The sequence below is a fragment of the Streptomyces sp. NPDC096311 genome, from assembly GCF_044763085.1.
Lineage (GTDB): Bacteria > Actinomycetota > Actinomycetes > Streptomycetales > Streptomycetaceae > Streptomyces.
The window spans coordinates 3,523-16,315 of record NZ_JBIWFN010000031.1 but is presented as its reverse complement, the minus strand read 5'-3'; the positions used below and the strand labels follow the sequence as shown (position 1 = coordinate 16,315).

The following is a 12,793-nucleotide window of genomic DNA, read 5'->3' as shown; positions in this document are numbered from 1 at the left end:
CCATGTACGCCTTCTCCAGCGCGGCGTACGGGGAGGTTACTCCGGAGCCTCCCGTGGCGCAGATCCGTGGCGCTCAGATCACCTTGAGACGGACCAGTGCCCCCAGCGTCAGCGCCCCGGGCAGCAGCGGCACCCACACCGTGATGATCCGGTACGCCAGCACGACCGCCGTCACCACGGCCACCGGGCCGCCCGCCGCCACCAGCGCGACGATCAGCGCCGCCTCCACCGAACCGATGCCGCCCGGCGTGGGCACCATCGCGACGGCCGCCGTCGCCGCCAGATACGCGAGCGCCATGTGCAGCGGCGGCACCGCCAGGTTCATCGCCTCACCGACCGCGGTCAGCCCGGCGGCCTGCAGCAGCGGGAAGGCGAGCGATCCGCCCCACAGGGCGAGCGCGCGTGCCGGACGGGTGTGCACGGAGCGGGCCTCGCCGAGCGCGGTGCGCAGGAACGACAGCACGGCCCCGCGCAGCCGTCGCACGAGAAGAAGCGTCGCCACCGCGGCCAGCAGGAGCACTCCCGCGGCGAGAAGCAAGGGGCCGATCGCGCCCGAGGGGAGGAGGGATCCGATGTGCAGGGCTCCCGGGAACGCGATGAGCAGACCCACCAGGAGGGTCAGCCGGGCGATCGACTCCGCGAGCATGTAGAGCGCGAGCGCGGCGGAGGAGCGGGCGAGCGGGACGCCGCACACGGTCATGAAGCGGAGATTGACCGCGCCGGCGCCGAGACCGGTCGGCAGCAGGTGGTTGGCCGCGCCCGCGGCGAACTGGGTGGCGAGCAGCCGCCGCGCGGGCAGCCGCTGCATGACCGCGCCCTGCCGGGCGGAGGCCGCGGCGACCCAGGTCAGGCAGGTCGCGACGGCGGCCGCCAGCAGCCACGGCCACTCGGCCGAGCGCAGATGGCCGAAGCCCTCCATGAGGACGGAGCGATGCCGCACCGCGACCACCAGGACGAGGGCGAGCGGGATCACGCACAGGACCGACCTGAGCGGGAAGCGTCGGGATCCTTGGGAGAATCCCTGGGGAAGCTTCTGGGGAAGTCGAACCGCTGTCACATCGGGAGAGGTTCTCCACGCCGCGCCAACGGGGGGTTGCGGGCGCGCGTCCGGCGGCTGACGTGCCGGGCAAGGTGCGGGAGGGGTCGTCGCCGTCGTGGGTGCCGTCATGGATTCCTTACTGTGTTCTTCACCGTGTCTTCGTTCTTCACTGTGTCTTCGTCCGGGAATCGTTGACCTCAACGATGCTTGAGGTCCTACGGTCACTCTCATGAGCATGGAGAGCACAGCCTGGACCCAGCTGCACAGCGTCATGAACGCGCAGCAGGAGCGCCGTCACTTCGCCCGCGCGACCTTGCGTCGCATCGCCGCCTTCGCCCGCCCGCATCGCCGCCGTATCGGCCAGTTCGTGGTCCTCAGCGTGCTGACCGCGCTGCTGGCCGTCGCGACGCCGGTGCTCGCGGGGCGCGTCGTGGACGCCATCGTGTCCGGCGGCGACGAAGCCACCGTCATCCGCCTTGCCGTGCTCATCGCACTCATCGCGCTCGCCGAGGCGGCGCTCGGGCTCCTCGGCCGCTGGCTGTCGGCGACGCTCGGTGAGGGCCTCATCCTCGATCTGCGGACGGCCGTGTTCGATCATGTGCAGCGCATGCCGGTCGCGTTCTTCACACGTACCCGTACGGGCGCGCTGGTCAGTCGACTCAACAACGACGTGATCGGCGCCCAGCGCGCCTTCAGCAACACGCTGTCCGGAGTCGTCAGCAATCTCGTCACGCTGCTGCTCACCCTCGCCGTCATGCTCACCCTGTCCTGGCAGATCACGCTGCTCGCGCTGGTGCTGCTCCCGGTGTTCGTGGTGCCCGCACGGCGGACGGGCAGCCGGATGGCACGCCTGCAACGAGAGGCGGCGAACCTGAACGCGTCGATGGGCACCCGGATGACCGAGCGGTTCTCCGCGCCCGGCGCCACGCTCATCAAGCTCTTCGGGCGGCCCGAGGACGAGTCCGCCGAGTTCGCGGCGCGGGCCCGGCGGGTGCGGGACATCGGGGTGCGTACGGCGATGGCGCAGTCGGCGTTCATCACGGCCCTCACGCTGGTCTCCGCCCTGGCCCTGGCGCTCGTGTACGGGCTCGGCGGCTGGTTCGCGCTGCGCGGCAGCCTGGAGCCGGGCGCCGTCGTCTCACTGGCGCTGCTGCTGACCCGCCTGTACGCGCCGCTCACCTCGCTCGCCGGGGCGCGTGTCGAGGTCATGAGCGCCCTGGTGAGCTTCGAGCGCGTCTTCGAGGTGCTCGACCTCAAGCCACTCATCGAGGAGAAACCGGACGCCCGTACGGTCCCGGAAGGCCCGGCGGCCGTGGAGTTCCAGGACGTCCGCTTCGCCTACCCCTCCGCCGACAAGGTCTCCCTCGCCTCCCTCGAGGAGGTCGCCGCCCTCGACACCCGGGGCGGCGCCGAGGTCCTGCACGGCGTGTCCTTCCGCGCCGAACCCGGCCAGACCGTCGCCCTCGTCGGCTCCTCCGGTGCCGGCAAGTCGACCATCGCCCAACTGCTGCCGCGCCTGTACGACACCGACGAGGGCACCGTCCGCATCGGCGGCGTCGACGTCCGCGAACTGAGCGCCGAGTCGATGCGCGAGACCCTCGGCATGGTCACCCAGGACGGTCACCTCTTCCACGACTCGGTACGCGCCAACCTGCTCCTGGCCCGCCCCTCCGCGACGGAGGACGACCTGTGGGACGTACTGCGCAGGTCCCGCCTCGAAGACCTCGTACGCTCCCTGCCCGACGGCCTCGACACCGTGGTCGGCGAGCGCGGCTACCGTCTCTCCGGCGGAGAGCGCCAGCGCATGACCATCGCCCGGCTGCTGCTCGCCCGTCAGCGTGTCGTCATCCTCGACGAGGCCACCGCGCATCTGGACAACACCTCGGAGGCGGCTGTCCAGGAGGCGCTCACCGAGGCGCTGGAAGGGCGCACGGCCGTGGTGATCGCGCACCGGCTGTCCACCGTGCGGACCGCCGACGTGATCCTCGTCGTGGAGGCCGGACACATCGTGGAGCGGGGCACGCACGAGGAGTTGCTCACGGCGGAGGGCCGGTACGCGGAGCTGTACCGGACCCAGTTCAAGAAGGGCCGGGAAGTCGGCAAGGACCGGGACGGCGTGGCGGAGGTCGCCGTCGCGGCGGAGGCGATCCCGTAGGACCGCCGGCAGGGAGGTGTCGTCAGTGGGCTGTCGACGGGGTGAGGGGTACGGATTCTGGTACGGCGTGGGCGGGGCCGAGCCGGTCGCCCTCGATGTCGAGGCCGGGAAGGCGCCGCTCCAGCCATTCGGGGGCCACCAGGCCGCGTGCCGGGTCAGCGCCAGGACGGCCGGGACGAAGGTCATCCGGATGATGAACGCGTCGAGCAGGACACCGGCGGCGAGTGCGAAGGCGATCTGTTTCAGCATCGTGCTGTCGGAGGTGAGGAAGGGCTACCCCACCCCCGCCGAACTGGCGGGGCACGGCTGGACCCCCGTGCCCCGCACCCGGCTGCCCTTTCCCAGCACCGTCGCCGGGGCAGCCGACTCGTGCGACTGGGCGCGGTCGGTCACCTCAACCCGGCCTCGGGATACGGAGAATGGCATCAGGGCGAAGAGCTGATCCGCATGCTGGAGTCCGTGGCGGTGGAGCTCCACCGATCCGGCGGCCTTCTGGTCGGCGGTGTGGGAGCACTACGGGCTGGACGCCGTCACCGCCTACGACGAGGTGCCGGCCTTCGGAGGCCGGAAGGATGAGACCGGTAACGGCATGACCGCGGACGGGCCAAGCAGCCATCCGGCCAGGTCGGCAAACGGTCACCATCAGGCGTGTTCGGTGAGCCCGACCACCTCCTGCGTGGGGGCACCACCGAGCTGACGGCCTTCTGGTGGTGCCGTCCAGGCGCAGCGGGTGGCAGCCACGCCGAGGCTGGCAGAGGATGAGAGCGCTGCTCCCGCCCCGCGCCGGAGCGCTGCTCCCGTGCCGCGCCGCCAAGGAGGCCCGGACATGCGCTGGTGGTCGTCTCTGATCACGATCGGCCGGGACGGGCTGCGCGTGCAGCGGGCATTCGCCGCCCCGTCGGTGATCGCACGGGCCGTACTGGCCGTGCTGCTCGCCACGGTCCTCGGCCTGCTGCTGGACGACCCGGTCGCCGGGTCCATGGCCAGCGTCGGTGCGTTCATCTGCGGCATCGGTACGATGCTGAGCCCGCTGCGACACCCTGTGGTGAACGCGCTCGGGATGGCCGCGGCCTTCAGCGCAATGGCGGTGCTGGGGGCACTGGTGCAGGGCACCACGTGGCTGTTCCTGCTGCTGCTCGCGGTCGCGGCGTTCGCCACCGGGCTGTGGCGGACGCTGGGCGTCGCGCCCGGCATCCGGGGGTGTCTCACGGCCATCGGGCTGATGATCACGGCCGATCTCGCTCCCGACGTACATGGCGGCCTGGTGATGGCCGGGTGGATCGCGGTCGGGACCGGACTCGTCGTGGTGGTGCAACTGATCCCGCCATACGGTCCGCGGTTCGCCGCCCAGCGCCGTGCCCTTGCGGCCCTGTACCAGTCGCTCGCCGAGACTTCGGTCGCGGCCGACTCCGCCGCCCTGGGCAGGTCCGCTCCGTTCACGGCGGCCCGGCAGGCTCTGGACGTGCTGCCGCAGTTCAGCCGGCCGTCAGCGGCGGCCATGTTCGGACTGCTGGGAGAGGCCGAGCGCATTCGCCGCGCGCTGCACACCGTGCGGCTGACGCTACCCGCGGCGGCAGCGGCCGGGAACCAGGAAGCACTGGCCGCCGCCGCGCAGGTGCTGGGCCGTATCTCCCGTACGGTGGCCTCGGGCCGCGAGCACCGCACCCCCGAGGAAGTCCGCACCCCCCTGGAGGCGTGGGCGGCCACCTCGCCCGTGCGCGGCCGGCGCGACCTGGCCGCGCGGGTGCGGAACGCCGAGCAGCTGGCCCGGCGCTCGACCGACGACCTCCTCGGCGATGTACTGGAACCCCACGCCGAGGTGCCGGGCCTGTACTCGGGCACCCCCTCCGTGGCACGCACCGCCCGGCGGATCCGGGCGCAGCTGCGTCCCGAATCGCCGATCTTCCGCCACGCGGTGCGGCTCGCGGTGGGTGTCGTGGTCGCCGAGGTCATCGGCCGGTCGATCGGCGGGTGGGGTGGGCTGGGCATCTCCGCGCACGGCTTCTGGGTGGCCCTGACCACCATGCTGGTTCTCTTCCCCGAGTACGGACACACCCTCGTCCGCGGCTGGGGACGGGCGGCCGGGGCCGTTCTGGGCGGCCTCTTCGCCTGGGTGCTGTCCCTGCCGCCCTGGTCGCCCGTCGGCCTCGCGGTCGTGGCGGTGGTGCTGGCCGCTGCCTCGTTCGTGACCCTGCGGACCGGGCAGCTGATGCTCAACCTGTGGCTGACCACCTGGATCGTCTTCCTGATCCACGACGTCGGCGGGCTGCCGGGGCCCACGGCGTGGGCCCGCGCGGCCGACACGGTGGTCGGCGCCGCGCTCGCCGTGCTCATCTTCCTGGTCTGGCCGACCTGGTCCACCCGGCGGGTGCCGGGCCTGCTCGCGGAGTGGCTGCGGGTGCAGGACAGGCTGCTGCCCGAACTGCTGACCGGCTACGCCGACGTAGGGGCGACCGACCCGGCGGCCGTCGACGCACTACGGGCGCGGTCACGGCAGGTCAGGGAGAACCTGGAGGCCGCGGTGGAGCAGTCGTACGCCGAGCCGGCCGAGCACCGCGGCCCCTGGTCGAGTGTGCAGCTGGAGCAGATCAGGACTCAGGTGTCCACGGTCGCCGGATGTGCCACCCTGCTGGGCGAACACCTCCCGCGTACCCCGCAGGACACCGTGCCGGAGCTGACCGAACTGGTCGATCCGCTGCACGAACACCTCACCGCACTGGCCCGCGCCGCCGCCGGAGCCGAGACCGTGACCCCGGGGGCCTTGCGGTCGGTCCTCGACTCCTTCACCGCCCGCTCCGGCCTGCCGCCCGAGACGTCCGACGGCTCCGGCAGCACCACGACCAGCCGCGCCGTCGCCCTGAGCACCGCAACCGTCGACGCCGTGGAGGCCCTGACCGCCACCATCGCCTCCCGCTACCGCCCCCGTCGCCACGCGGCAGCCTGAAACCCCGCAGAGATCCGCAGAGAGCAGCCACCTGTCGAGTGGCGCGCGACGCGCCGGTCGCGCAACAGCGCCTCCGTGCGTGATGGTGCGCTCACCTGCGGATGACGTGGTCCGAGGGATATGGGGTGGTCGGCGTGACAGGTGGACCTCCGGCCCCTGCTGCCATCGGTTGCGCGTAGAAATATGGAACCGGAACCGGAGAGGTGGGAGGGAAGCCCGGCCTGGCGGCGTCGAGGTGGGCATCGAGGCTCAGTGCGGCGGTGACGAGGGCAAGGTGGGTCAACGCCTGGGGGAAGTTGCCGAGTTGCTCGCCGGTCAGCCCGATCTCCTCGGAGTACAGACCGAGATGGTTGGCGTAGGTGAGCATCTTCTCGAAGACGAGTCGCCCTTCACGCAGACGGCCGGCGCGAGCGAGGGCTTCGACGTACCAGAAAGTACAGGCCGAGAAGGTGCCTTCGGAACCGAGCAGTCCGTCGGGAGAGGCAGAGGGGTCGTACCGGTATACGAGGCCGTCGGACACGAGATCTTTCTTGATCGCGTCCAAGGTCGAGAGCCACCGCGGATCCTGCGGGGGGATGAAACCTACCGCGGGCATCCGCAAAAGCGCGGAGTCCAGGACGTTGCTGCCCAAGTACTGCGTGAACGCGGCACGCTCCGGACTCCACCCTCGCTGCAGGATCTGCCAGTAGATGGCGTCGCGTTCCTTGGTCCAGCGCTGCACCTCTGCGGGGCGGCCGTTCTGAGCGGCCATGCGGATGGCCCGATCCAGCGCGATCCAGCTCATGAGCCGTCCATAGGTGAAGTCCTTGTCACCGCCCCGCGTTTCCCAAATACCGGCTTCGGGACGGTCCCAGTTCTCGCACACCCAGTCCACCGTGTTGATCAGTGCCTGCCAGATGCGCCAGGTGGTCGGTAGACCCTGCCGGTCGGCGAAATGGAGGCACTCCAGCGCTGATCCGTAGATGTCGAGCTGCAACTGGTCAGCGGCACCGTTGCCGACCCGCACCGGAGCGGAGCACCGGTAGCCCGCCCAGTGCCCCAGGGTCTGCTCCGCCAGGTCGGAGGAGCCGTCGACGCGATACATGACCTTCAGAGGGTGCTCGCCGGAACCTGCGTGTTCCTGAACGCGGTCGCCCAGCCACTCGGTGAACGCCATGGCTTCCTCGGTGAATCCCAGCCCGAGCAGCGCGTGAAGGGACAAGGAGGCGTCGCGTACCCACGCGTAGCGGTAGTCCCAGTTGCGCTCGCCGCCGACCTGTTCCGGCAGGCTCGTGGTCGGAGCCGCAACCATGGCACCGGACGGAGCGTAGGTCATGAGTTTGAGCGTCATGGCGGAGCGGTTGACCATCTCCCGCCACCGTCCGGTATAGCGTGAACGGGCCAGCCAGGTGTGCCAGAAGGCGATGGTGTCCTCCAGGAGCCGCTCGCATTCCCCAGGCGGAACGACGCGTGGCGGACCGTCAGCGAACGTTTCCAGCACGAGACCGCTGGTCATGCCGGCTCGCAGTCTTATGGACATGTATACGTCACCGGCGTGAACCCTCCGGTCGCCCGCGCACTCGTCGCCGGGTGTGTCCACCACATGGACGGTCACATCTGTATCGCGGCTGGCAAAATGCCAGCCGCCCATGCACGAGGTGACCTCGTGCGGTTGCTGCGCGTAGTCGAACCGAGGGGCGATCTCGATGTCGAACGAGATCTCACCGCGTGTGCACCGCAGCATGCGGACCAGTCGGTGATTGCTCGTCGGATCGCGTGGCGAAGCAGGCGGCATGAAATCCACGACCGATCCGACGCCTTGCCTGGTCATGAACCTGGTGAGCAGCGCACAGGTGTCCGGGTAGTAGAGCTGCTTCGTCGCATACGTCGGCGCTTGGGGAGCAATCTTCCAGTGACCGCCGTTCTCACTGTCGAGCAGTGCTCCGAAGATACTCGGCGAGTCGAATCGCGGGCTGCAGAACCAGTCGATCGTTCCCTCGGTGGAGACCAGCGCGGCCGTCTGCAGGTCACCGATGAGTCCGTGGTCTTCGATCAGCGGATGTTCGTTCATGGGGTCTCTTCCCGTCTCGCCTGACGCCAGCGGTGACGCGCTGCTACCGACGGTGCCGCTTGCGGACACACCACTCGCCCCCACCTCCAGACTGCCTGGCATGTCCCGGGTTCGCATTACTCCTGGAAGCGGACGTCATCCCCGTCCCGCGCGGCCCCCGCCACCTTCCCGTGGCGATCGACGGCCGCAGCGGCGGAGCGCTTCGTAGACGCGTCGCTCACGGAGTACAGCGCCTCGAGTTCCCCCGAGAGCGCCACGCCGGCCGAAAGCGTCTTCGGCGAGTCGATATCCGCCGCCAGGCCGGTGTCACGTGATGGGAGACGGCCCAGGTGCCGAAGCAGTTGACCTCTGTCTCGCGCCGTGCACCGCCGAATCCGTGCGGTCGCCACAGTGACGAGGTTCTCGGTGCGATCGGGAGCACGGTTCCGTACGCTGGCCCCGTCCGTCTGGCGCGGCGTCAGAAGGCTCGGCAATCAGTCAGTGCCGATGCGGGAGCAACAGCCCGTAATCCGGCCGGAAAACCGGCCGTTGTAGAGTAGGGAACCGCCCTTGACCTGCAAGAGCAGGCAGGGAGCAGAATTCTGGGAGCGCTCAATGCTGCGTACCATGTTCAAGTCCAAGATCTAGCATCTGGGCGTTTGTGCAGGTCAGAGGTGTGATGGCCCCGCTCGGGTCAGCAAATGGTCAGCATCGGGTGCGGGGGTGTCTGGCGTGCTGACCTGGTGACCGCCGCGGCGGGGCCTGGACGCGGATGCCTGGCTCCCGCTCGGAAGGTTCGCTTCGTGGCTCGTCAGCTCGCTCGCGGTATGGGTTCGTTCTTCAAGGACTGCGGTTGTGCCCGGCCGACCCGGTGCCCGCACCCGTACACGATCCGTTTCCGCAACGGTCAGGGGAAGCAGCTTGAGGAAGGCGGGTTCGGCACAGGGCGATGCGATCAAGCGCCTGACGCAGATCTATTCGGAGAAGAAGCGCACGGCGCCGTCTGTCGCGGAGGTGCACCGGGAGATGGGGCAGAAGACGGTCGCGGAATATGCGAAGCAGTGGCTGCCCCGCCAGCGGCGGATGACCGAATACTCCACGAGCGAGCACGTCAGAAGCTCCATCAACGTCCATATCGTTCCGCGCCTGGGTTCACGGAAGCTGATATCCGTGACTCCCGTTGTGGTGCAGCGTTTCCTGGATGAGTTGGAGGCCGACGGCGTTGGCCGGGGCAATCAGGTCAACATCCTGCGCACCCTCAAGGCGATTCTGCGGGATGGCAGGAGCCAGAGTACGTTCGCCACAGGGTGGTCATTCCGGGCTTGGCCTATCTGAAACAGGCTCTGGCTGTCGCGGGTGACGACCTTGCTCTGGAGATCGTGATGATGGCGGGATGCGGACTGCGTAACGGCGAGGCCCGGGCCGTGAACGTCAACAATGTGGTGGCGGATGACGTGTACCGGGTGCACGAGCAGATCCACTCCAACACGCACCGACCGGCGAAGCTGAAGCACCGCAAGGTGGGGGAGTTCCGGGAGGTGCCGCTGCCCCGCTCGGTACTGGAGACGATCGAACGCTACGAGGAGAAGCACGGCACAGACCCCCGATGAGAAGTGAACAACCCGGCGGCCTGTTCGTAGCTGAACCGCTGGTCGGGGACCATCTCGACAATGCGCTCGCGGCAGCACACCCGTCCAAGGCGAGAACGGATGGTGCGGAGATGACCAACCCGTACTGGCCAGCTGCTTCGCCGACGACCCCGCCGTGAGCCTCGCCGTACCGGCCGGCGCACCGAAGAAAGCGACCACCGCGGTCATCGACCGCGCCGACCCATCCGGCGCCCAGGGCGCCGCGCGCCGGGTCGTCCAGCTCGTGCCGCGTACTGACCGCGACGTGGTGCTCGCCCGACTGAACCGGCCCGTCACCAACGTGGCTTCCATCGCCCTCCCGAGCGCCGCACCCGCGACCGGTGCGGAGCTGACGTTCACCGGATACGGCCGTACGAAGACCGAGTGGGCGCCGCTGAAGCTGCACACCGGCACCTACACCGTCGGCTCGGCGACGGTGATCGGCAAGGACTCGGCCGCGTGCATGGGAGACGCGGGCGGCCCGGTGATCAGTGCGGGCAAGCTCGCCGGCCTCAGCTCCCAGTCCTCGCAGGGCGGGTGCTTCGGTATTGACGAGACGCAGACCAGCACTGCCGGAGTCATCGCCCGGGTGGACGACCTGGCCTCCTGGGTGAACTCGGCCATGGACCCGGCCGGATCACCGACTACAACGGTGACGGCGTCGAGGACATCGCGATCGACGACCCCGCGGCCACCGTGGGCACCGACACGAGCGCCGGTGTCGTACGGGTCTCGTACGGCGGCGGCAAGGGCACCGCCGAGATCAACCAGGACCTCGACTGGGTGCCGGGCGGTGCCGAGCAGAGCGACTGGTTCGGTGAGCAGCTCGCCACCGTCGACTACAACGAGGACGGCTACACGACCCTGGTCGTCGGCACCCCCAACGAGACCCTCGGCACCGCCACGGACGCCGGCATGGTCGACGTCTTCTTCGGGGCCCCGGGCGGTCTGGGCACCGGCTCGGTGAAGAACGCCCACTTCGAGCAGGGCGCCGGCACCGGCGGGCTGAAGGTCTCCACCCCCGAGACCGGGGACCGCTGGGGCACGCCGTCGTCGCCGGCACCACGCGCGCCGGTGAGCCGTATATCCCGGCTGGCTCCCCCGGTGAGGCACTGGGCTCGGTGAAGAACGCCGGCTCCGCCTTCTACATCCACGGCGACACCAATGTCGCGCTGCACCAGGAAGACCGGTGTCCCGTGCACCGCGGAGGAGGGTGACCGCTTCGGCTCGTCGCTGGCCGGCGACGCCAACCACCTCGCCGTCGGCTCGCCGGGCGAGGCCATCGGCACCGACAAGGGCGCCGGCGGCGTGGCGGTGTTGAACCCGAACAAGCTGGACGCCGACAACATGTCGACCCCGATGTTCGGCCTCGACCAGGACCTCGACACCTTCTCCGGCGGCGCCACCCAGCGGGCAGAGGTCGGCCAGGTCTCCGTGGTGCGCATCAAGGCCGACGGCACCTGGGACCAGCAGCCCACGCTGTGGCAGGGCACCAGCACGGACACCGTCTCGGGCACCGCCGAGGCCGGTGACCGCATGGGCGAGAGACTCACGGCCGTCAACACCCCCCCCGCGCGGTCGGCACCGCCGCGCCCCTGAAGGTCGCCGTCGGTGTCCCCAACGAGGCAGTCGGCACCGCCGCCAAGGCCGGCGCCATCCACACGTTCTCCCTGCTCGGCGCCCCCGGCGACCGCGACCACTGGATCGAGGCGGGCAGCGGCGACGGCGTCCCCGGCCCCGCGGGTGCCGACCAGTACCTCGGCCGCAGCATCCACTTCACCGGTACCAAGCTCTACGCCGGTCTGCCGTACGGTCCCAGCGCCCGGGGTGCCCTCTACGCCCTGCCGCTGACCAACGCGACCGGCGGCACCGTCGGACCCGTCACCGCCTACACGCCCGGAACCGGTGGCTGCCCGTCCGCCGGATCGCGCTTCGGGTACAACGCACGCTAGACAACTCCCGTCGGGCCGAGTCCCGCCGAGAGGGCTGAGCCCTCGACGGCCACGCGCGCCGTCGAGAGCTCTCGCGTGTGGGGTCACCCTGCGGGCACGAAGATCACGTCCGGCAGCCTGCCGGGAGTTCAGGTGGCGCTCGCTGCCGGCAGTGCCCCGGTCCACCCGGGACGGACCGGTAGCCGGCCCCGCCCCTTGTTCTGTTAGGAGTCGTCGGTGTCCGAAGGGGGCGAGTAGGCAAGGGCAACCGGTTCGGACGGCAGCCTTTCCAGTGCCTGAGCTATGAGTTCGTCCGGCGAAACGGGCCAGCTCCGTGCTGCCAGATCTTCGCAGGCCGTGGCGGCGAATGAGCCGTCGGGGCTGAACGCCACGGAGTTGACTTCGCCGTCGTGAGTCAGGCGTGCCATCTCGGTGCCGTCTGCCGCGTCCCACACCCGTGCCGTACGGTCACTGCTGGCGGTTGCTATGCGGGTTCCGTCGGGGCTGAAGGCCACACCGCGCACCCAGTCGTCGTGCGGCAGGCGAGCGATTTCCGTGCCGGTGGTCACGTCCCACACGCGCGCGGTGCTGTCGCTGCTCGCGCTGGCCACCTGCGCGCCGTCGGGGCTGAACGCCACGGAGTTGACTTCGCCGTCGTGAGTCAGGCGTGCCGTCTCGGTGCCGTCTGCCGCGTCCCACACCCGTGCCGTACGGTCACTGCTGGCGGTTGCTATGCGGGTTCCGTCGGGGCTGAAGGCCACACCGCGGACCCAGTTGTCGTGCGGCAGGCGAGCGATTTCCGTGCCGGTGGTCACGTCCCACACGCGCGCGGTGCTGTCGCTGCTCGCGCTGGCCAACCGGGTGCCGTCGGGGCTGAACGTCACCGCCCAGACGATTCCGTCGTGACCGAATGTCGAAGCTTGGGCACCGGCCCCCGCTTCCCATATCCGTACCGTGTGGTCATCACCGACCGTTGCTATGCGGGTTCCGTCGGGGCTGAAGGCCACACCGCGGACCCAGTTGTCGTGCGGCAGGCGAGCGATTTCCGTGCCGGTGGTCACGTCCCA

Annotated in this window: 8 protein-coding genes and 1 pseudogene; 6 read left to right on the top strand and 3 right to left on the bottom strand. The window is 69.9% G+C overall.

Features of this window, described 5'->3' with window-relative positions; translation table 11 throughout:
* Positions 1-73: 73 nt before the first annotated feature.
* The gene (locus ACIRA5_RS48025; protein ID WP_403703338.1) at positions 74-1,057 is read right to left on the bottom strand and encodes a YbhN family protein; all 984 of its coding nucleotides are present in this window, start codon (positions 1,055-1,057) and stop codon (positions 74-76) included.
* A 217-nt stretch (positions 1,058-1,274) separates the two neighbouring features.
* On the opposite strand from ACIRA5_RS48025, the gene ACIRA5_RS48020 reads away from it, so the two are divergent.
* The 3 genes from ACIRA5_RS48020 to ACIRA5_RS48010 all read left to right on the top strand — a co-directional run bounded on the left by ACIRA5_RS48020 (position 1,275) and on the right by ACIRA5_RS48010 (position 6,138).
* Entirely contained in the window at positions 1,275-3,194 is a 1,920-nt protein-coding gene (locus ACIRA5_RS48020) for an ABC transporter ATP-binding protein (protein WP_403703549.1), read from the top strand.
* 147 nt (positions 3,195-3,341) lie between these two features.
* The gene (locus ACIRA5_RS48015) at positions 3,342-3,770 is read left to right on the top strand and encodes an alpha/beta hydrolase (protein WP_403703336.1); all 429 of its coding nucleotides are present in this window, start codon (positions 3,342-3,344) and stop codon (positions 3,768-3,770) included.
* 250 nt (positions 3,771-4,020) lie between these two features.
* Complete coding sequence (locus tag ACIRA5_RS48010) at positions 4,021-6,138, top strand: FUSC family protein (RefSeq protein WP_403703333.1); 2,118 nt, start codon at positions 4,021-4,023, stop codon at positions 6,136-6,138.
* Between the two features lie 91 nt (positions 6,139-6,229).
* On the opposite strand, the gene ACIRA5_RS48005 is transcribed toward ACIRA5_RS48010, so the two are convergent.
* Complete coding sequence (locus tag ACIRA5_RS48005; protein ID WP_403703330.1) at positions 6,230-8,188, bottom strand: glycoside hydrolase family 15 protein; 1,959 nt, start codon at positions 8,186-8,188, stop codon at positions 6,230-6,232.
* Between the two features lie 900 nt (positions 8,189-9,088).
* Here ACIRA5_RS48005 and ACIRA5_RS48000 point away from each other — a divergent pair.
* The 3 genes and pseudogenes from ACIRA5_RS48000 to ACIRA5_RS47990 all read left to right on the top strand — a co-directional run.
* A complete protein-coding gene (locus ACIRA5_RS48000; protein ID WP_403703328.1) occupies positions 9,089-9,502 on the top strand; it encodes a hypothetical protein in 414 nt (137 codons plus the stop codon).
* A complete protein-coding gene (locus ACIRA5_RS47995; protein WP_403703325.1) occupies positions 9,490-9,777 on the top strand; it encodes a hypothetical protein in 288 nt (95 codons plus the stop codon). The genes ACIRA5_RS48000 and ACIRA5_RS47995 overlap by 13 nt, the downstream gene beginning before the upstream one ends.
* 127 nt (positions 9,778-9,904) lie before the next feature.
* Positions 9,905-11,747, top strand: a pseudogene (locus ACIRA5_RS47990) (trypsin-like serine protease); the annotation flags it as partial.
* A gap of 203 nt (positions 11,748-11,950) precedes the next feature.
* Here the strand turns inward: ACIRA5_RS47990 and ACIRA5_RS47985 are convergent.
* Positions 11,951-12,793 (bottom strand): WD40 repeat domain-containing protein (locus ACIRA5_RS47985; RefSeq protein ID WP_403703322.1); only part of this gene is annotated, 843 nt, incomplete at its 5' end.